Source organism: Citrobacter sp. RHBSTW-00986 (assembly GCF_013783065.1).
Taxonomy (GTDB): Bacteria; Pseudomonadota; Gammaproteobacteria; order Enterobacterales; family Enterobacteriaceae; genus Citrobacter; species Citrobacter braakii.
In genome coordinates, this window is sequence record NZ_CP056202.1 from 14,331 (window position 1) to 33,210 (window position 18,880).

The following is an 18,880-nucleotide window of genomic DNA, read 5'->3' on the forward strand; positions in this document are numbered from 1 at the left end:
CGGCGTACTTCGCAAAGCTGTCCGACTGAGGTACGCCTTTATCCGTGACAACACCCATTGCTGGCCTGTCCGACTGCTTTGTCGGGTGCTGGATGTGCATCCGAGTGGTTTTTACGCCTGGCTTCAGCAGCCGGATTCACGGCGGCATCATGCTGACCTGAGACTGACGGGGCTGATAAAGCAGTTCTGGCTGGAGTCGGGTTGCGTTTATGGTTATCGCAAGATCCACCTCGACCTGCGGGATACCGGACAACAGTGCGGAGTTAACCGTGTCTGGCGACTGATGAAGCGTGCCGGGATAAGGGCTCAGGTCGGGTACCGTAGCCCACGGGCACGTAAGGGTGAAACCAGCATCGTGACGCCCAACAGGCTCCAGCGGCAGTTCAACCCGGAAGCACCGGATGAGCGTTGGGTAACGGACATCACCTACATCCGGACTCACGAAGGCTGGCTGTATCTGGCTGTGGTTGTTGACCTGTTCTCGCGCAAAGTTATTGGCTGGTCAATGCAGCCCCGGATGACAAAGGATATTGTCCTGAATGCACTTCTGATGGCCGTGTGGCGACGTAATCCTCAAAAGCAGGTGCTGGTTCATTCTGATCAAGGCAGTCAGTACACAAGCTATGAGTGGCAGTCGTTCCTGAAATCACACGGGCTGGAGGGCAGTATGAGCCGTCGCGGTAACTGTCATGACAACGCAGTCGCAGAAAGTTTTTTCCAGTTACTGAAACGTGAACGGATAAAGAAAAAGATCTACGGAACGCGAGAAGAAGCTCGCGGTGATATTTTTGATTACATCAAAATGTTTTATAACAGTAAGCGTCGGCATGGTTCGAGTGATCATATGCCACCAACTGAATACGAAAAACAATATTATCAGCGGCTCGGAAGTGTCTAGATTATCTGTGGCGATTCAGTCCTCCGGTAGTAGCATTCAGCAATTTGCCAGTGATCTCATTGATGCCAGAGAACAGGGTAAAACCGTGCTCGTTGACTGTGGGGGATTTGACTCAGCGTTAAGGAAGGTGCGAATAAGCAGGTCATTTCTTCCCAAGCTGACTCGCTGATTAAAATTTCGCGGATCTGGGCCGATTTTTTTCCCGCAAACACATCGAATCAGCCTATTTAGGCTATTTTTTCCACCATTTCTGGCGTTATTTCCGGTTTTTACTGAGATCTCTCCCACTGACATATCATTTGGTCCACCCGAAACAGGTTGGCCAGGGTGAATAACATCGCCAGTTGGTTATCGTTTTTCAGCAGCCCCTTGTATCTGGCTTTCACGAAGCCGAACTGCCGCTTGATGATGCGAAACGGGTGCTCCACCCTGGCACGGATGCTGGCTTTCATGTATTCGATGTTGATGGCCGTTTTGTTCTTGCGCGGATGCTGCTTCAAGGTTTTTACCCTGCCGGGACGCTCGGCGATCAGCCAGTCCACATCCACCTCGGCCAGCTCCTCGCGCTGTGGCGCTCCTTGGTAGCCGGCATCGGCTGAGACAAATTGCTCCTCTCCATGAAGCAGATTACCCAGCTGATTGAGGTCATGCTCGTTGGCCGCGGTGGTGACTAGGCTGTGGGTCAGGCCACTCTTGGCATCGACACCAATGTGGGCCTTCATGCCAAAGTGCCACTGATTGCCTTTCTTGGTCTGATGCATCTCCGGATCGCGTTGCTGCTCTTTGTTCTTGGTAGAGCTGGGTGCCTCAATGATGGTGGCATCCACCAAAGGGCACTGTTGCAAATAGTCGGTGGTGATAAACTTATCATCCCCTTTTGCTGATGGAGCTGCACATGAACCCATTCAAAGGCCGGCATTTTCAGCGTGACATCATTCTGTGGGCCGTACGCTGGTACTGCAAATACGGCATCAGTTACCGTGAGCTGCAGGAGATGCTGGCTGAACGCGGAGTGAATGTCGATCACTCCACGATTTACCGCTGGGTTCAGCGTTATGCGCCTGAAATGGAAAAACGGCTGCGCTGGTACTGGCGTAACCCTTCCGATCTTTGCCCGTGGCACATGGATGAAACCTACGTGAAGGTCAATGGCCGCTGGGCGTATCTGTACCGGGCCGTCGACAGCCGGGGCCGCACTGTCGATTTTTATCTCTCCTCCCGTCGTAACAGCAAAGCTGCATACCGGTTTCTGGGTAAAATCCTCAACAACGTGAAGAAGTGGCAGATCCCGCGATTCATCAACACGGATAAAGCGCCCGCCTATGGTCGCGCGCTTGCTCTGCTCAAACGCGAAGGCCGGTGCCCGTCTGACGTTGAACACCGACAGATTAAGTACCGGAACAACGTGATTGAATGCGATCATGGCAAACTGAAACGGATAATCGGCGCCACGCTGGGATTTAAATCCATGAAGACGGCTTACGCCACCATCAAAGGTATTGAGGTGATGCGTGCACTACGCAAAGGCCAGGCCTCAGCATTTTATTATGGTGATCCCCTGGGCGAAATGCGCCTGGTAAGCAGAGTTTTTGAAATGTAAGGCCTTTGAATAAGACAAAAGGCTGCCTCATCGCTAACTTTGCAACAGTGCCCTTATTCGCACCTTCCCTAACCGGCAGGAAAAGATACGCGCAAATTTAATGGATAATGCCGACTGGGGCGAAGCGTATAATAATTTGCACAAGCAGGTGAATGTTAAATGGGCATGGGACAGCCAGAACCTTGGTGAATCGCTTTACACGAATTACCAGTATGAAGGCGTATTTGTTTTGTCTCCCGCCGGGGAGACGCGTTATAGCGTCATTGAAGGAAATCTTGTCAGCCAGCCTTTCGAGAAATGGCTCAACCGGAACATCACCAAAGAACTTTTTAACGACCTCTCACAAAGCCAGGGTAAAGCCGTCTCACGCCTTATGATGACCAACGGGCAACTCACCTTACTGGCGGCGGCCCGGATCACGTCGGAAGACGATGAAAGCATCACGCCGGTGGCGGAAGATGCCTCGGTACTGATTTTCGCCGACGTGTTAACGCCCGTTAAACTGGAGAAAATGGGCAACGAATACGGCATTCATAATGCGCATACGTTCGGCAGAATGGAGCCACACCTGAAAGCCGACTACCGGGAAGCTCAGCTTATTTTACCCATTGATAATGGCGATGTTCTGATTGAGTGGCGAAGCGACGATCCGGGCAGAGCGCTGATGAACCGGGAGCTGCCGTTAATCATCATTCTGATGTTATCGACCATTGCATTTACCTGGTTGATGCGGCGTGGTGCGTTAATCAAAGCGCAAATTAATGACGAAAATGTTTTCCTGCTTGAGCAAAGCCGACAAGCGCTTACGGCAAGTGAACGACGCTTTCGCGACGTCATTGAAGCCACCACCGACTGGATTTGGGAAGCGGACAGCGAGGCACGGCTAACGTGGTTATCCGACCGTTTTTCCGGCGTTACCGGTCATCATTCTGACGACTGGCTTGGGCGGAACATGTTGGATTTCATCCACAGCGACAAAATCCTTTTTCATCACTGGCTGCTGAATCCGCAGACGAGCAGTAATTACACGCTCAAAAAGGCCCGCTATTTCTCAGCTCAGGGCCATCAGCGTTACTGCAATGTGGTGGCGAAGCGCGCCATTATGGATGATGGTTCTATGGGCTTTCGCGGTACGGTGACCGATGTCACTCTGGAAGTGGAGGCGCAGGAGCGTGCCGAGTATTTATCGCGGCATGATGAATTAACCGGCCTGCCAAACCGGGTCAGAATGAAAGAGTTTCTGGAAGGTGAGCTGCGTTCTTTACCCGATCCGGATCATCCCCTGGCCATGATCAGCCTCGACCTGGATAAATTCAAACCGGTAAATGATTTATTCGGCCACAATGCGGGCGATGCGTTACTCAATGAAGTCGCCAGCCGGTTGCGGTCCTGTACCCGTAAAATCGATCTGGTTGCCCGGCAGGGCGGAGATGAGTTTATCCTTATTCTGCCGGATATTTATGTGCGTAAAGACATAGAGACGCTCTGCCAGCGCATTGCCAGTGAAATAAGCCGGCCTTTTATCGTTAACGGCAATGAAGTGTATATCAGCGTGAGTATGGGGATTGCACTGGCGCCTCAGGATGCAATGAACGCCAGCGATCTGATTCGGTTATCCGATATCGCATTGTATAAAGCGAAAAATACCGGTCGCAATAACTGGGTGTTTTACGAACCCAACATGGGCGAGTACTTAATTCAGCGCCGGGAAATGGAAAAAGAGTTTCGTGAAGCGTTATGCACAGACCAGTTTCAGCTGGTTTATCAGCCCCGTTACGACATTAAAACCTCGCGTATCGCTGCTGTCGAAGCACTGGTTCGCTGGCAGCATCCGCGTCTCGGTTTACTGATGCCGGATCAGTTCATCCCGCTTGCGGAAGAGACGGGCCTGATCGTTGCCATGAGTGATGTGGTGCTGGAGAAAGCCTGTAAAGATATGGTGCATCTCTCGCCCGATTTGGTTATTTCGGTCAATATTTCGGCGGTGGAGTTTAATACCCGTGGCCTGGCGAAACGGGTAAAGGCTGCGCTGCAAAAATCGGGGCTTAAACCGTCCCGGCTGGAGTTAGAAATTACCGAAAACGTGACGATTTCCAATCCGGATATCACGCTGGAAACCATGAAGCAGCTGAAGGATATCGGCGTACGCTTTTTGATTGATGACTTTGGAACCGGCTACTCGGCATTAAGCTATCTGAAACGCTTCCCGTTCGACGGAATAAAGCTGGATAAATCTTTTGTGTTCGCCATGGAGGAATCGGAAAACGCCAAAATCATCGTTGAGAATATTATCGGCCTTGGCAAAGCCTATTCGCTGGCTGTCACCGCTGAAGGCGTGGAAACGGCGGAGCAGTTGAAAAGGCTTAAACAATATCACTGTGACGAGGCGCAAGGGTATTTCATCGGGAAGCCTGTCGCGCTTGATGCGTTAAATTTAGACGTGGCATTTAGTGTGTGAATGCACGTCAGTGGATGGCGGAGCCAGGTTCCGTCGCCGTTTCTACTGAAGATTACCGAGGCAGGCTGCGCGTCTGCCTCGGTGTGTTGTCAGGCGGCTTTAAATGTATTCCCGATCTGTTTTAACGCGCGCTTCATTTCCGCGACGGTTTGGCGTGCGGAGTCTAGTTGAGTAAGCAGCGCTTCCGGCACTGTTGCAAAGTTAGCGATGAGGCAGCCTTTTGTCTTATTCAAAGGCCTTACATTTCAAAAACTCTGCTTACCAGGCGCATTTCGCCCAGGGGATCACCATAATAAAATGCTGAGGCCTGGCCTTTGCGTAGTGCACGCATCACCTCAATACCTTTGATGGTGGCGTAAGCCGTCTTCGGTGATGCTGCCAACTTACTGATTTAGTGTATGATGGTGTTTTTGAGGTGCTCCAGTGGCTTCTGTTTCTATCAGCTGTCCCTCCTGTTCAGCTACTGACGGGGTGGTGCGTAACGGCAAAAGCACTGCCGGACATCAGCGCTATCTCTGCTCTCACTGCCGTAAAACATGGCAACTGCAGTTCACTTACACCGCTTCTCAACCCGGTACGCACCAGAAAATCATTGATATGGCCATGAATGGCGTTGGATGCCGGGCAACCGCCCGCATTATGGGCGTTGGCCTCAACACGATTTTCCGCCATTTAAAAAACTCAGGCCGCAGTCGGTAACCTCGCGCATACAGCCGGGCAGTGACGTCATCGTCTGCGCGGAAATGGACGAACAGTGGGGATACGTCGGGGCTAAATCGCGCCAGCGCTGGCTGTTTTACGCGTATGACAGGCTCCGGAAGACGGTTGTTGCGCACGTATTCGGTGAACGCACTATGGCGACGCTGGGGCGTCTTATGAGCCTGCTGTCACCCTTTGACGTGGTGATATGGATGACGGATGGCTGGCCGCTGTATAATCCCGCCTGAAGGGAAAGCTGCACGTAATCAGCAAGCGATATACGCAGCGAATTGAGCGGCATAACCTGAATCTGAGGCAGCACCTGGCACGGCTGGGACGGAAGTCGCTGTCGTTCTCAAAATCGGTGGAGCTGCATGACAAAGTCATCGGGCATTATCTGAACATAAAACACTATCAATAAGTTGGAGTCATTACCGATGATATCAAGTCCAGCCCGGAATCTCAGTGAGATAAAAGGATATGATTGTCTGATACCTGATACTGACCATTTCACGGACAGAAACTGAGTAACAGTTCATATAGACAATTCCTTAACAAAAATGAGGCATATTTACCCCCTTATTTGTCGTTTTGTTCATGACAATAGACGCTATCCTACTGGAACCCTGACGTACACAGAACCAGGATACTATTATTCGACCATTTTTCCCCCGTGAGGAATGGTCTTTTTTTCATTAACTTGCCATTACCCCGATGAATTTGAAGCCCAGAATACCGGTGCATTAAGTCCTAAAAATAACGATTACCTACACATACCTCACATTTGTTACATTGCACAACAATTAAGGGAAGGTGCGAATAAGCAGGTCATTTCTTCCCAAGCTGACTCGCTGATTAAAATTTCGCGGATCTGGGCCGATTTTTTTCCCGCAAACACATCGAATCAGCCTATTTAGGCTATTTTTTCCACCATTTCTGGCGTTATTTCCGGTTTTTACTGAGATCTCTCCCACTGACGTATCATTTGGTCCACCCGAAACAGGTTGGCCAGGGTGAATAACATCGCCAGTTGGTTATCGTTTTTCAGCAGCCCCTTGTATCTGGCTTTCACGAAGCCGAACTGCCGCTTGATGATGCGAAACGGGTGCTCCACCCTGGCACGGATGCTGGCTTTCATGTATTCGATGTTGATGGCCGTTTTGTTCTTGCGCGGATGCTGCTTCAAGGTTTTTACCCTGCCGGGACGCTCGGCGATCAGCCAGTCCACATCCACCTCGGCCAGCTCCTCGCGCTGTGGCGCTCCTTGGTAGCCGGCATCGGCTGAGACAAATTGCTCCTCTCCATGAAGCAGATTACCCAGCTGATTGAGGTCATGCTCGTTGGCCGCGGTGGTGACTAGGCTGTGGGTCAGGCCACTCTTGGCATCGACACCAATGTGGGCCTTCATGCCAAAGTGCCACTGATTGCCTTTCTTGGTCTGATGCATCTCCGGATCGCGTTGCTGCTCTTTGTTCTTGGTAGAGCTGGGTGCCTCAATGATGGTGGCATCCACCAAAGTGCCTTGGGTCATCATGACGCCTGCTTCGGCCAGCCAGCGATTGATGGTCTTGAACAATTGACGGGCCAGTTGATGCTGCTCGAGCAGGTGGCGGAAATTCATGATGGTGGTGCGATCCGGCAGGGCGCTATCCAGGGATAATCGGGCAAACAGGCGCATGGAGGCGATTTCGTACAGGGCATCTTCCATGGCACCGTCGCTCAGGTTGTACCAATGCTGCATGCAGTGAATACGCAGCATGGTCTCCAGCGGATAGGGCCGTCGGCCATTGCCCGCCTTGGGATAAAACGGCTCGATGACAGCGGTCATATTCTGCCATGGCAGAATCTGCTCCATGCGGGAGAGGAAAATCTCTTTTCGGGTCTGACGGCGCTTAGTGCTGAATTCACTATCGGCGAAGGTGAGTTGATGGCTCATGATGTCCCTCTGGGATGCGCTCCGGATGAATATGATGATCTCATATCAGGAACTTGTTCGCACCTTCCCTTTCTATGGCAGAGATGGCCACTCCTTTCAGCTCCGGGTTGTCCCAGTGAACATGCTGGTAGAATTTATACAGCCCTTCCGGAACATCTTCACAAGATGTAACAGCAAACAGCTCCTGCCAGTCGCCTTCGTTAAACTTATCTGCCAGGATTTTGGCCAAATTAATTTGTGAAACTTTGTTCAACATACTGATCCCTTGAAGTTTGTACTTCTTAATTGAGTTTACCGGAACGGCGTCTCAGTAAACGAAATCCGTGTACTGGTGTACCCCCTGCTCTGCAACAGGAATGAAATCCCATCCATCATCATTGCTCTGTTACTGCGGGGCCCAATTCTGATGTTTGTCAGTGGCAGCTTGTCTTTTGCTTTAATGATCAGATATGGCACCAGACCGTTATCATTGACACGAAAATTGACACCCTCATAAGGGCTGTCCGGGAGGATTACCATCCGGAACTCCTGCTCCTCTTTGAAACCGTCATTCTTGAAAAAAGGCGGCAGGCTGTGTGCCAGTCTGGTTGCCTGAATCATCTCATGCATTACATCTGCATTTATTGCCGCCTGAACCTGTGGCTGACGAAAGAAGGCGAGGATTTCGTTCCGGGCTTCAACCGTGGAATCCTCTTTGGTATAGAGTACCCGGTTTTTAAACACCTGATATTGAGTTAATTCCAGGGAGGCAAGCAGCTCTTCATCATCAAATTCCAGGCACACGCCCTGAGAGCTGCCATAACCCCGCCACTGGCTTAACAGGTCGGGTTCGAGACAGAACGACAGGTTATAGACATGAGCAGCCCGGTGCATTCTGAAGTGTGTCAGTGCCTGTTCGATGAACTTCAGGGTTTTCGGGTTAAAGTCGTCCCTCAGGTACTGCAGGGCATTCTCAAGGCAGTTCATTCCGTGAGTCAGCTCATTGCTGTCATTGAGGAAGGAAAAGTGCGTCGCCCACAGTGAGCCTGATTCGATGATGCCCTTCAGTCCGTTCAGGTCAGTGTAATGATAAATCTTCATCTGGCAGCCTCCTGACTGTCCGGGCCCTGTTCGCACTCAGTTTTCTGCATGTCAGACAGAAACGGGAACGCCTTAAAAGCGGCTTCCCTTGCTTCTTCTATGGACTGTTCCCAGGCCTGCCATTCCGGGTCCGCAGCCAGCACTTCGTCGGCGGTATCGCGTAACCAGGCATACAACTTTTCGCCACCATTGAGATCAACCCGACGGGTTTTTACCGGGTCTTCATGCTTCATGATATTGCGCAGAAGTTTTCCCAGTGGGCCACCTGACTCGACAGCTTCAGCCGGGATATACTCCGGATATTCTGGAAACTGATCCAGCGTCAGATCTATATATTCCCCGTCCAGCAATACGATGACATGCCCGTGAACCGTTGAGTTTTCCGCTTCCTGAAAGCCTGCGTTCCCCTGCATAAAAATGATGCACGGATGGCATCCCTCAGTATCTGTCAGGTACTTCGCCAGTGTGTTGCTGGCTAAATCGCAGCTGCCGTGCGGGAAATTCCTCAGTTCCTCTTTCCATCGAGGAAAATGACGGCACCCGTCAGCCCGTTCACCGGCGCCAAGCTCCAGCGCCCGCCGAAACGCCTTTATACGTAATGTTCTTTCCTGTCTCATTTCTTCACCTTCCCGTCCTGGCGGGCCAGGGCCAGCAGTTCGGCCTGAAGCTGACGGCCGTCCTCCCGGGACGCCTTCAGCTCCGCTTTCGTGTCCTGCAGCTGCGCCGCCAGGTGTTCGCCGGTGGCGGTCAGGCGGGCCACCTGCTCACGCAGCGGCAGCGCCTCCGCGCGCAGCTCGCGCACCTCCTGCAGCAGGCGGTCACGTTCGGCCACCACCTCGCGCAGCACCGCCAGCTCGCTCTCCAGGGCAGCCACCTTCGCCAGGGCCTCATCCCGCTCCTGGTCGGCCCGGGCTATGTCGTCGTCAGCCTGCTCACGCGCCGCCAGGGCCCCGGCTTCAGCCTGTTTCACGGCCGCCTGCCACAGCAGCCCCAGCTGGCCGGTCAGCAGCTGTGCCAGCTCCGGCGGCAGGGGCGCGGTCTGCTCAGTGGCCTGCTCGCGCCGGCGGGCGCGGAACGCGCGCATCACCGGGGAGATGTGGGACAGGGAGCCGCCGCCGAGGTGCTGACGGACCTGCTCGTTGGTCGGGTTCAGGGTGCCGGCGGCGATCAGGGCGGCAGCGGCGTCTTCAATGCGGCGGACGGTGTCCGGGGAGAGGGTGGTCATGGTCTGGCTCCGGTTTTACAGGGAATGACATCATGGTACGTCCGGTGCAAAAAATACACAATACATAAAATACAAATAATACATAAAATACATTTGATACATATCGTACATACAGTACAGAACCTACATACAGTTTCTCTCCTGTCTCGTTGAGATCCGAAAACTCCTGGAGTAGGATCTCCGCGAACCGCACCGGCGCGCCTCGACCCGGTAACACAATATGTAGCGGCTGAAATAGCTGCTCTTGCTACCAGATGTTGTGTTATGAACCTTCCCTGTGACCCGGCGCGCAGGGGCAGAAAAGACCGCTTCGCTTATTCCCTGACCGTGGTACACTTCCGGAAAGTTGTGAATAGACAAAAAATCGGATCACCTGAAAACAGCCTTCCGGTAATTTAATGATGTGGTTATATGGCTGCTTATTATCATCTGAGTGATGATGTATTTAGGGGATTGCACCTAGTGTTATCATCACCTGTGTTACTGGTGTGAGAAAATTCTAAGGCGGTGTCGGGAAAATTCTGAATGCGTCCGGTACTGTCACACCAGGTGATAATCCCGACATCAATTAACGCAGAAATGTCTGGGCGAAGATGACATCCTGCGGAAAAGATGCCTCAGCAAAATATTATGCCGGCGAGTGTGATTACTCTGAGTGACTATAAGGAAGGTTCAATTTGACATTGAAAGACATGTATCTGCTTCTACATACAACTTATGGTCATAACGATTTATGGTTGATGCTGCTTAGCCCAGCCGAGGGAGGGCGTTCTACCTTTCTGGATGGCAGTTATGTTGCTTCTCAGGGACGAATTTTGTGTAGGTATTCTCAGGGACGATGGATTCATCTTGTAAAGACTGACTTTCGTTATTTTGATCCCTTCGAGGATCGGGCCACTCAATCTCCGGGCGGACTCAAGTTGTCTCTGCAGTACGCTATCGCGCTAACAAATCCGTTATGAGTGAGATACTTTCCAGTTTATAGCGGGATTTCTCGATAAGGAACAAACATGGCTGACTGGTTTGTCGCAGACAGTCAAATATCTTTCTGAAGTGTTTCAGGGGGCAGTAATGGAAAATATGATGAAAACTATGCGTGAGTATTTCCCCACGCGAACAGTGGTGTTCGAACAGTCTCTGGATATGTTTGGTCTCACCCGGGGTGAGGACGGGAAGCTCATATTTCCCCGTCATTCTGATAACCGTTTCCCGATCGGGCGTATCCGCAAGCGTCTGTCATCTTATGGCTGGCGCGGAGAGCGTCTGAATCAGGAAGTGGCGCGTATTGTCGCAGGCCCTGATATTCTTCCTGAAAGAAATGACTACAGCATAATTTTTCCTTACGGGTGGGAACGAAACCAGCTAACCCCAGAGATGCGGAGAATGTTTCCCCGGAAGACTGGTCGCCGCGTGCTGCTTATGCTGGATGAGTTCCATTATATTCATGACGCCCGGGAACGTCAGACGTTTGCACCAGAAAGTGATGAAGCACCCGAGGTATCATGAATTACCCTTCTCTTCCCGGACAGGCCTACGCCCCGGAAAAAGTGCACCTGCCTGTGGCCATCGATTACCCGGCTGCGCTGGCTCTGCGTCAGATGGCGATCGTCCAGGATGAACTGCCGAAATATCTGCTGGCCCCGGAAGTGAGCGCCCTGCTGCATTATGTTCCCGATCTGCACCGTAAGATGCTGCTGGCTACTTTGTGGAATACCGGCGCACGGATCAATGAAGCGCTGGCCCTGACTCGGTCAGATTTTTCGCTGGCGCCGCCCTACCCGTTTGTGCAACTGGCCACGCTGAAACAGCGGGCGGAAAAAGCGGCAAGAACTGCCGGCAGAACACCTGCCGGCAGTCAGGCACATCGTCTGGTGCCGCTGTCAGATAAACAGTACGTCAGTCAGCTGGAGATGATGGTTGCCACACTGAAAATCCCGCTCGAGCGCCGCAATAAACGTACCGGCAGAATGGAGAAGGCACGTATCTGGGAAATCACCGACCGTACAGTGCGTACCTGGCTGAATGAAGCGGTTGAATCCGCTGCGGCCGACGGTGTGACATTCTCGGTCCCGGTGTCGCCACATACTTTCCGGCATTCCTATGCCATGCATATGCTGTACAACGGTATTCCGCTGAAGGTGCTGCAAAGTCTGATGGGCCACAAGAGCATTAGTTCGACGGAGGTCTATACGAAAGTGTTTGCGCTCGATGTTGCTGCGCGGCACCGGGTACAATTCCAGATGCCAGAGGCTGATGCAGTGGCCATGTTGAAAAAAAATATCTGACACAAAACGCACAATAGCTCTGTCTTTGTCCGATTACAGAACCTATCCGGAAGAAATCTATATTACAGCGAGTGCTAAAAATGAAAATGAAAATGAAAATGAAAATGAAAATGAAAATGAAAACGACGATATTTGCATCATTACTGTATGTTTCTTTCAATATCAATGCTGCTCAATCAGCAGATGAAACAATCGCTCCAATGAAACAATCTCAACAAGTTTCGGTTTACAGCGTAACAACCGTTAAGAAGGATGCTCTAAAAAACATTATAAAAGACGTTGAGAAGCGTGGTTTCTCAACCTCGACAGCAGACCTGAATAATCTGGACAACAGTGTAATTGTTTTCAAAAACAGGAAAGATGGCGAAAAACTGTCTCCTGCACTGCTAAAGCCTATTATAAACAAACAGGCAGATATCAGAAATGAGTGGCAGAGTAACTCCCCCATTTCTGGAGTAGTGACGTTGAACTCTGACGACACCAGTATTTCGTTAAAGAATGAGATCGTCTCCCGTATCGATAGCGGGAATGTGAAACTAGCTCAAGGAATATCCATCTACGACAATGGCAACGAGAGACATAGTTTTCAGGATGTTGGTGTAAACAAGGATGGCTCGGTGATCAATATCATTATGACCAGCCCTGGTAGGTATTTCATTATGCTTACAACAATCTGAAAACTTTGTTGCATTGCTACTATCAGGCCTTCTTGTAAAAAGAAGGCCGTTTAAAGCTAATAAAAAAATCATGATTTCATTCTTTCATTCTTTCATTCTTTCATTCTTTCATTCTTTCATTCTTTCATTCTTTCATTCTTTCATTCTTTCATTCTTTCATTCTTTCATTCTTTCATTAAGTTAGTGTAGCCAGATATTTTCTTCAAAGGGAAAGATGAATCAATAACCAACGTATCACTTATGGTAGCGTCCCAGGACCACCATCCTTTCTCACCGTATTCACTGTTGTACCACCTTTCTTTCTCCCTACGATGAGCAATGTAAGCATCGGTTTTCATCCCCCACACTTCAATCGGGAAAGGCAAATGATTTTGAGACTGCACATCGAGCAGACTAAAGTCGGGATGAAACTCCATCTCGGAAGAGTCATATCTTAGTGGTTTAAAAAAGGACCGCTGTAACTCGTATAATTTTTGTTCCATCGTGCCTTCATATTGCGAATCAAGCGGTATAAAGCGCTCACTCGTCATCATCATGGCAAGCTGGCGAACCTGAGCTGACTTAGCGCTGGGCACATCTGTCAGAGCAATGATGAAAATTTTATATCCATTTTTCCAGCCACTGAATTCATGTGGAAATCTCTCAATGGCAGAATTCCATCTGGAGGAATCAAGACCAAGAAAAGGCATACCTGCAAAATCCTTCACAGGCAGACGGTTTACCCCTGAGATGTATTTATCAGAGTATTTTGCCAGTTCGGCCACGACTACCATCCTGCATTTATTCTGCCTGGCGAATTCTACAGCCCCACTGTTCCGGGCACTATCTCTGGAGCCGGTCACTGCAGGCGTAAGCAATACGTTTGACAATCGTGTTTTGCCAATTTCAATTTCACATGCCTGAGTCCAAAGATGGAAGCCAAGCAATGTTGATGACCTCACTCCATCCATCTTTGGAAACCATCTGTTATATCCTGAATTTTCCCAAATTAAGTGCATTAGGCCGCACAGAGACACGGTGGCTCTTTTACTTTTACGGGAAGCATCACCAGTCAGGGGAGTTGCAGGAATATCATCAGATACTGATTTTGTCTGCAAAGCATAATCCAGCTTTACGTTGATAATGCCATCTGGCTTTTCAGTAATCGCACCATTGTTGTAAGTCCCTTGCGCACCTTCAGGTGAGAGTCGGCTATAGAAACGACACTCATGCTTATGTTTATTGCCAGTGAGAGGGAAGCGTGCAAGATGATGCTTCTCATTTTTTAACTTCACAGCCAACGGTAGTTCTCTGCCTGTACATAAACAGACAGCATACGAGTTACAGTCTCGTGATCTTTTCAATGCTTGTTGAAATTCAGTCTGTATCGAAGACGAATCTTGTTCATCTGCGCCAAATATTCGGGGTGATGACTTACTATCAAAATACAGTTTGATCGTGAAATTATTCATACCTGCCCACCTTGTTCTTTAGTCATTAAATCATTAAATCATTATTTAATGACTGGTTATCGTGAGCAATTTCACACAGTTATGATGTTCATGCTTTCCTTATATCATTAAATCATGATTTCATATTGTTATTGTACAGTACTCTGTGTCATAGTTTGATTTGTATTAACTGCTAATAATGAAATCATGATTTAATGAAAGGATGATATCATGGGTAAGGTTATATCGGTAATTGGTCAGAAGGGTGGTGGTTCCAAAAGCACCGAATCCAGAACTCTGGCTGTAGGATTTACGGATGCTGGATGGAAGACTCATCTGGCTGATATGGATGTAAAGCAGCAGACATCATTCAAATGGACTGAGCGAAGAGAAAAAAGTGGTTTAAGTCAAATTGATTGCGCCCTTTACCGTCGGGTTGATACGGCAGTCAAAATGAAGGACAGCTGTCATTTATTAATTATTGATGGCCGTCCAGCGGCAGAGACAACATCACTCGATGTAGCAGATGAATCAGACCTGGTAATAATCTCGACAGGAACGACAATCGATGATCTCGAGCCTTCACTCGAACTGGCCCGCGAATTGATAAAAAAAGGGATTGATAAAAGCAAAATCGTATTCGCTGTAGCTAAATCTCCGTCTCCTTCTCAGGGGGAAAAAGCTCAGGAAACGATTAAAGCATGGGGTTACAAAGTACTGAAAACGGTTATACCTTTTAAAACAAGCTATGGTGAAGCCCTTGATGCCGGGCGCGCACTACATGAAACATCATTTAAATCTTTAAACGAACTCGCAAAACAAATGATTGAAGAAGTTCATGATATAATTAATTCATGATAGCATGATTTCATTAATTCATTTTATGTGAGAGGTTCTCTATGAAAGGCCCGAAAAGTACTATCAAAATTGATCCACCAAAAGATGATGAACCAACTCTGGATGTTACAGGACGAAGCGCAGCTCCTGAATCATCTGTGAAGCCTATCCAGATAAAAGTACCTGTGTCTAAGCACAAAGAAATGAAAGCTTATGCTGCGGAGCAAGGGATATCTATGACTGAAATGATAATGGCTGGGTATGAGATGTATCGCAGTAAAATGAAATAATGAAAACATGATTTCATGAAAAAATGATAATCAACTTCACAGAATAACTCCTAATGCCAGGTTCTCATTGCTGTTGATATTCCTGGCAGAAGGGGAACGGCAGGATCGATAACTGGCACTACCAGCAAAATGGAGCCGACTTCAAAACGCTATCCCCTTACTTCAGCGTAAAAGATATGACACTAACTTTATCTCAATGATGCACTTTAAGGTTTCACTGGACGCAAGGTGTGACAAATTGCACTCAACTTTAGTCAGCCAGGAGACTTACTCTGTTAGTGTCTAATATTTCTTCTGTGACAAAATGCCCTGAAAGAAGTGTGACAAATTGCTCTTAGCTAAGAGTGACAATCTGCCTTCAAGAAAGTAAAGGGGTTAAGGCTTGATTTCATGGGTATCAAATAGCTGAAAACCATTCTAAGTGTGACAAATAGCCCTGAGAACACCACTTATCTGTGACAATTTGCACTGAGGGACTGTGACATTCAACCCTCGGCAGTGTGACTATCTGCCCTCATGCTTTAGAGAGAGCTAGCTACTATGTCACTGAAAGAAAAGACAATATGAGTTGTCTGTCGTCCTTTCTTTTTCTCTATATAACTCAGACGCATCGGCGTTCTGCTATTGATTTCATCAACACTTGCCTGAAGGAAACGGCGTCGAAAATCAGGCATTCGTTGATAACTTTGCGGCAGCTGGTAACGTTCCATTATCCAGTCTACTTTGAGCGACACACAGCCTGAACCATCGGGTTTTCTGTACTGGCAGAGAGATTCATACAGCCGCATAGCATAGGGATTAGTTATCTCCTTTGTTTCGCTAAGCCTGAATTGGGTAAATCTGTTCTGCAAACCAATAAAAAATGGAATCAGATAGGGGTTTATATGAACACTGTACAGTCCCCGGGAAGGGCTGTGCGCACGTTTAATGAACCAGGGGAAAGACTCTAACCCTTTTTCACCGTTAGCATCCTCTTCAGGTCGGTAAAATACGACCTCTTTACCAGCAAAGCCTTTGAGCGCCTGACGTATATCCTTACTGGCTTCGGCAGAGGTTAATCCAAATGTTGCTGCATAATGAGCTACCTGTATTTCACAGATACCATCATGCTCCTGAAGCGAGCCATCTGATTTACGGATCTGATCGACGAACAAATACAGCATACGCTTCTGATCACGAGAGAGACTATAAGCTGCTTCGGTAAGCTCATTAGACTGAACTATACGAGGGCTATTTTTGCGCTTTTTATGGTTTATTACCGCAACTTCCGTCATGACCGTTCCATATAAAATGTGACAGATTTTAAGATTGTCACATTTCATCAAAAAGAGTCAACAGGTAAGGATAAGTTTGTGATTCAAATAGATCGCAGAGGGCAATTTGTCACAGGGTTCAGGGCAGATAGTCACAGTTCAATAGGGTAAATGAGGGTGATTTGTCACAATGAAAGGGCAAGTTGTCACAAAGGATCCTCTGTAACCCGCACCACATAAGGGCTCAAAGGGGGTCTAAAAAGGTAAACCTAAAAACTAATTTAAAAAGATCTTATAAAAATATGACGGTGGATAAGTGGATAAGAGCTTAAAGAAGAGGGCTAACATTAGATACTAGGCGTAAGCAGAACATGCTGGTACCTTTCCCTGGTGCTTCCTCGCTCACTCGCGGGCGATGCCCGGTCGCTCGGCTGCGGCGAGCACTGCCTCCTTTCTAAAAACGGCTTTATCCAATCCTCGCAACGGGTATTTCTTTCCAACGAGTAGTGTACGCGGGGGAAAGCATGTCACGCTTCATTTGCCATTCAGGTGCAATCCCACGCCCAGCAAACCATATTTTCCCGAGTCCTGAATGGTTAATACCATCCAGGGTTTTCATCAGTTGCGTGCTCTGTTCCCGCGGCTGCACTTCATCAAACAAATTGAGCTGAGAAACCCCGGTTGGAGTGAAATCGTTGAGCATACAGCCCGCCTTTGCATAGTGGTGACCATCCACCCAGATCCTGTCCAGTGCTTTCACTGCTGCGGCTATGATGTCCCGTGTATCCTGCGTGGGGATGAGCAATTTTTCACTGGCCAGATTACCGTAGTAGGGTTCATTTACGGCAAACGGCGATGTTTTCAAGAACACGGCAATATGCCTGCAGAATTGACGCTCGCCGCGCAGCTTTTCGGCGGCACGTTCAGCGTGCTGACAGACTGCCTGCCGCATCGCCTCATAAGTCGTGACACGTTCACCAAAGCTCCGGCTGCAGACTATCTGCTGTTTGGGGGGCGGTGCTTCCTCCAGTGAAATACAGCTTTCTCCATTGAGTTCCCGGACAGTTCTCTCCAGAACCACATTAAAATTTTTCCTGATGAACGTTGGATTCGCGCGGGCCAGCTGCAGTGCTGTGGTGATCCCCATTGTGTTCAGCTTCTTTGAGATCCTGCGACCCACCCCCCAGATTTCCTCCACCGGCTGCAGTGACAGCAATTTTTCTGTACGGCGGGGATTGCCCGGCGTTAACGCCAGTACGCCGCCAAATTGTGGCCACTCTTTGGAAGCCCATTGTGCGGACTTTGCCAGCGTTTTCGTGGGCCCCATTCCGACGCCGATGGTCAGCCCCGTGCCGGAACGAACGTGCTCACGCAACTGCCGGCCGAAATCCTCGAAATCGATGCAGCTGTCTATACCGCTAATATCCAAAAACATCTCGTCAATGGAGTACTGCTCAACGCGTGGCGCCAGCTCTTCCAGGTGAACCATGACCCTGTTCGACATTGATGCGTAGAGGGCGTAATTACTGGAGAACGCGATAACCGGCTCCGGAAATTTCACCGACCTCAGCTGAAACCACGGCACCCCCATTTTAATGCCCAGTTGCTTCGCTTCTCTTGAACGCGCAATTACACAACCATCATTGTTACTCAGAACCACCACAGGCCTGTCACGCAAATCGGGGCGAAAGACCTTTTCGCAACTGGCATAGAACGAGTTGACGTCAGCCAAAGCGAACATCAGTCTGTGCTCCGGGTTTTGTGTATAAAAGCCGTCACCACTCCGAAAATCTGCAGTTCTTCCGGATAAAGCGTGGGGTAGGCCGGATTCAGCGGCAGAAGGGCAATACGGGGCTTCAGCTGCAGGCGTTTAACCGTGAATTCGCCACCGGTCTCCGCGATGACAATGTCACCTTGCAGCGGTGTTTCGGCTTTGTCGACAATCATCAGGTCGCCGGAATGCAGGCCCATGTCTTTCATTGAATCCCCGATAGCCCTGACGAAGAACGTTGCAGCCGGACGCCGGATACAATAGGCATTCAGGTCAAGTTCCTCCTCCGTGTAATCGGCGGCCGGCGACGGAAAACCTGCCGGGCAACGTTCGGTGAACAGCGGGGCAGTGGAATGCACCGGCTCCTGTTCGGGAGCAAGAAAAAGTAACACGGCATACCTCTCAAAATACCTGTTTATATATACAGTATTATTTCTTCTT

The 18,880-nt window shown here is 49.3% G+C and carries 17 protein-coding genes and 5 pseudogenes; 9 read left to right on the forward strand and 13 right to left on the reverse strand.

Annotated elements, in window-relative coordinates; genetic code table 11:
- Nucleotides 1-4: 4 nt before the first annotated feature.
- A pseudogene (locus tag HV345_RS25400) lies at nucleotides 5-898 on the forward strand (IS3 family transposase); the annotation flags it as partial.
- 36 nt (nucleotides 899-934) lie between these two features.
- Here HV345_RS25400 and HV345_RS26760 read toward each other — a convergent pair.
- Nucleotides 935-1,186 carry a hypothetical protein gene (locus HV345_RS26760; RefSeq protein ID WP_346728877.1) on the reverse strand — a complete coding sequence of 84 codons (252 nt, stop codon included), beginning with the start codon at nucleotides 1,184-1,186 and terminating at the stop codon, nucleotides 935-937.
- Nucleotides 1,168-1,743, reverse strand: a pseudogene (locus HV345_RS25405) (IS5 family transposase); the annotation flags it as partial. The gene HV345_RS26760 and the pseudogene HV345_RS25405, both read right to left, overlap by 19 nt.
- Before the next feature lie 50 nt (nucleotides 1,744-1,793).
- Between HV345_RS25405 and HV345_RS25410 the strand changes: the two are divergent.
- The gene (locus tag HV345_RS25410) at nucleotides 1,794-2,498 is read left to right on the forward strand and encodes an IS6-like element IS26 family transposase (RefSeq protein ID WP_001067855.1); all 705 of its coding nucleotides are present in this window, start codon (nucleotides 1,794-1,796) and stop codon (nucleotides 2,496-2,498) included.
- Between the two features lie 100 nt (nucleotides 2,499-2,598).
- Entirely contained in the window at nucleotides 2,599-4,956 is a 2,358-nt protein-coding gene (locus HV345_RS25415) for a bifunctional diguanylate cyclase/phosphodiesterase (protein ID WP_255467607.1), read from the forward strand.
- Nucleotides 4,957-5,194: 238 nt separating this feature from the next.
- Here HV345_RS25415 and HV345_RS25420 read toward each other — a convergent pair.
- Nucleotides 5,195-5,329, reverse strand: a pseudogene (locus tag HV345_RS25420) (IS6 family transposase); the annotation flags it as partial.
- Nucleotides 5,330-5,379: 50 nt separating this feature from the next.
- Between HV345_RS25420 and HV345_RS25425 the strand changes: the two are divergent.
- Nucleotides 5,380-6,076: pseudogene (locus HV345_RS25425) on the forward strand (IS1-like element IS1B family transposase).
- A gap of 534 nt (nucleotides 6,077-6,610) precedes the next feature.
- Here the strand turns inward: HV345_RS25425 and HV345_RS25430 are convergent.
- The 6 genes and pseudogenes from HV345_RS25430 to HV345_RS25450 form a co-directional block, all read right to left on the reverse strand.
- Nucleotides 6,611-7,591, reverse strand: a complete 981-nt coding sequence (locus tag HV345_RS25430) for an IS5-like element ISKpn26 family transposase (RefSeq protein ID WP_000019450.1) — start codon at nucleotides 7,589-7,591, stop codon at nucleotides 6,611-6,613.
- 40 nt (nucleotides 7,592-7,631) lie between these two features.
- A complete protein-coding gene (locus HV345_RS25435; protein WP_249357313.1) occupies nucleotides 7,632-7,847 on the reverse strand; it encodes a hypothetical protein in 216 nt (71 codons plus the stop codon).
- 35 nt (nucleotides 7,848-7,882) lie between these two features.
- Nucleotides 7,883-8,464, reverse strand: a complete 582-nt coding sequence (locus tag HV345_RS25440; RefSeq protein ID WP_223602139.1) for a DUF2971 domain-containing protein — start codon at nucleotides 8,462-8,464, stop codon at nucleotides 7,883-7,885.
- Between the two features lie 15 nt (nucleotides 8,465-8,479).
- Nucleotides 8,480-8,671 (reverse strand): annotated as a pseudogene (locus tag HV345_RS26600) (hypothetical protein); the annotation flags it as partial.
- The gene (locus tag HV345_RS25445; protein ID WP_115490262.1) at nucleotides 8,668-9,288 is read right to left on the reverse strand and encodes a hypothetical protein; all 621 of its coding nucleotides are present in this window, start codon (nucleotides 9,286-9,288) and stop codon (nucleotides 8,668-8,670) included. The gene HV345_RS25445 and the pseudogene HV345_RS26600, both read right to left, overlap by 4 nt.
- The gene (locus HV345_RS25450; protein WP_137379308.1) at nucleotides 9,285-9,896 is read right to left on the reverse strand and encodes a DNA-binding protein; all 612 of its coding nucleotides are present in this window, start codon (nucleotides 9,894-9,896) and stop codon (nucleotides 9,285-9,287) included. Before HV345_RS25450 ends, HV345_RS25445 begins: the two co-directional genes overlap by 4 nt.
- Before the next feature lie 1,014 nt (nucleotides 9,897-10,910).
- Between HV345_RS25450 and HV345_RS25455 the strand changes: the two genes are divergently transcribed.
- The 3 genes from HV345_RS25455 (at nucleotide 10,911) to HV345_RS25465 (ending at nucleotide 12,858) form a co-directional block, all read left to right on the forward strand.
- A complete protein-coding gene (locus HV345_RS25455; RefSeq protein ID WP_370468767.1) occupies nucleotides 10,911-11,402 on the forward strand; it encodes a hypothetical protein in 492 nt (163 codons plus the stop codon).
- Nucleotides 11,399-12,181, forward strand: a complete 783-nt coding sequence (locus tag HV345_RS25460) for a site-specific integrase (RefSeq protein ID WP_008322828.1) — start codon at nucleotides 11,399-11,401, stop codon at nucleotides 12,179-12,181. The genes HV345_RS25455 and HV345_RS25460 overlap by 4 nt, the downstream gene beginning before the upstream one ends.
- Nucleotides 12,182-12,273: 92 nt before the next feature.
- The gene (locus HV345_RS25465; RefSeq protein WP_255467608.1) at nucleotides 12,274-12,858 is read left to right on the forward strand and encodes a hypothetical protein; all 585 of its coding nucleotides are present in this window, start codon (nucleotides 12,274-12,276) and stop codon (nucleotides 12,856-12,858) included.
- A gap of 164 nt (nucleotides 12,859-13,022) precedes the next feature.
- Here the strand turns inward: HV345_RS25465 and HV345_RS25470 are convergent, their stop codons facing one another.
- On the reverse strand, nucleotides 13,023-14,309 hold the full coding sequence (locus HV345_RS25470) for a DUF1173 family protein (RefSeq protein ID WP_137367571.1): 1,287 nt from the start codon (nucleotides 14,307-14,309) through the stop codon (nucleotides 13,023-13,025).
- Between the two features lie 210 nt (nucleotides 14,310-14,519).
- On the opposite strand from HV345_RS25470, the gene HV345_RS25475 reads away from it, so the two are divergent.
- A complete protein-coding gene (locus tag HV345_RS25475; RefSeq protein WP_181636732.1) occupies nucleotides 14,520-15,146 on the forward strand; it encodes a ParA family protein in 627 nt (208 codons plus the stop codon).
- A gap of 41 nt (nucleotides 15,147-15,187) precedes the next feature.
- On the forward strand, nucleotides 15,188-15,415 hold the full coding sequence (locus HV345_RS25480) for a hypothetical protein (RefSeq protein WP_080073058.1): 228 nt from the start codon (nucleotides 15,188-15,190) through the stop codon (nucleotides 15,413-15,415).
- Nucleotides 15,416-15,936: 521 nt separating this feature from the next.
- Here HV345_RS25480 and repE read toward each other — a convergent pair.
- The 3 genes from repE to umuD form a co-directional block, all read right to left on the reverse strand.
- The gene (gene repE / locus HV345_RS25485; RefSeq protein ID WP_008322834.1) at nucleotides 15,937-16,689 is read right to left on the reverse strand and encodes a replication initiation protein RepE; all 753 of its coding nucleotides are present in this window, start codon (nucleotides 16,687-16,689) and stop codon (nucleotides 15,937-15,939) included.
- A 445-nt stretch (nucleotides 16,690-17,134) separates the two neighbouring features.
- Nucleotides 17,135-18,409 (reverse strand): Y-family DNA polymerase, encoded by a 1,275-nt coding sequence (locus tag HV345_RS25490; RefSeq protein ID WP_137367569.1) that lies wholly within the window; start codon nucleotides 18,407-18,409, stop codon nucleotides 17,135-17,137.
- The gene (gene umuD / locus HV345_RS25495; protein ID WP_137367568.1) at nucleotides 18,409-18,831 is read right to left on the reverse strand and encodes a translesion error-prone DNA polymerase V autoproteolytic subunit; all 423 of its coding nucleotides are present in this window, start codon (nucleotides 18,829-18,831) and stop codon (nucleotides 18,409-18,411) included. Before umuD ends, HV345_RS25490 begins: the two co-directional genes overlap by 1 nt.
- Between the last annotated feature and the right edge of the window lie 49 nt (nucleotides 18,832-18,880).

Bases quoted from the DNA above. Each gene is read 5' to 3' on its own strand.
- HV345_RS25410 (WP_001067855.1), top strand. From the start codon at position 1,794: ATGAACCCATTCAAAGGCCGGCATTTTCAGCGTGACATCATTCTGTGG.
- HV345_RS25415 (WP_255467607.1), top strand. From the start codon at position 2,599: ATGGATAATGCCGACTGGGGCGAAGCGTATAATAATTTGCACAAGCAG.
- HV345_RS25430 (WP_000019450.1), bottom strand. From the start codon at position 7,591: ATGAGCCATCAACTCACCTTCGCCGATAGTGAATTCAGCACTAAGCGC.
- HV345_RS25435 (WP_249357313.1), bottom strand. From the start codon at position 7,847: ATGTTGAACAAAGTTTCACAAATTAATTTGGCCAAAATCCTGGCAGAT.
- HV345_RS25440 (WP_223602139.1), bottom strand. From the start codon at position 8,464: ATGCACCGGGCTGCTCATGTCTATAACCTGTCGTTCTGTCTCGAACCC.
- HV345_RS25445 (WP_115490262.1), bottom strand. From the start codon at position 9,288: ATGAGACAGGAAAGAACATTACGTATAAAGGCGTTTCGGCGGGCGCTG.
- HV345_RS25450 (WP_137379308.1), bottom strand. From the start codon at position 9,896: ATGACCACCCTCTCCCCGGACACCGTCCGCCGCATTGAAGACGCCGCT.
- HV345_RS25460 (WP_008322828.1), top strand. From the start codon at position 11,399: ATGAATTACCCTTCTCTTCCCGGACAGGCCTACGCCCCGGAAAAAGTG.
- HV345_RS25465 (WP_255467608.1), top strand. From the start codon at position 12,274: ATGAAAATGAAAATGAAAATGAAAATGAAAACGACGATATTTGCATCA.
- HV345_RS25470 (WP_137367571.1), bottom strand. From the start codon at position 14,309: ATGAATAATTTCACGATCAAACTGTATTTTGATAGTAAGTCATCACCC.
- HV345_RS25475 (WP_181636732.1), top strand. From the start codon at position 14,520: ATGGGTAAGGTTATATCGGTAATTGGTCAGAAGGGTGGTGGTTCCAAA.
- HV345_RS25480 (WP_080073058.1), top strand. From the start codon at position 15,188: ATGAAAGGCCCGAAAAGTACTATCAAAATTGATCCACCAAAAGATGAT.
- repE (WP_008322834.1), bottom strand. From the start codon at position 16,689: ATGACGGAAGTTGCGGTAATAAACCATAAAAAGCGCAAAAATAGCCCT.
- HV345_RS25490 (WP_137367569.1), bottom strand. From the start codon at position 18,409: ATGTTCGCTTTGGCTGACGTCAACTCGTTCTATGCCAGTTGCGAAAAG.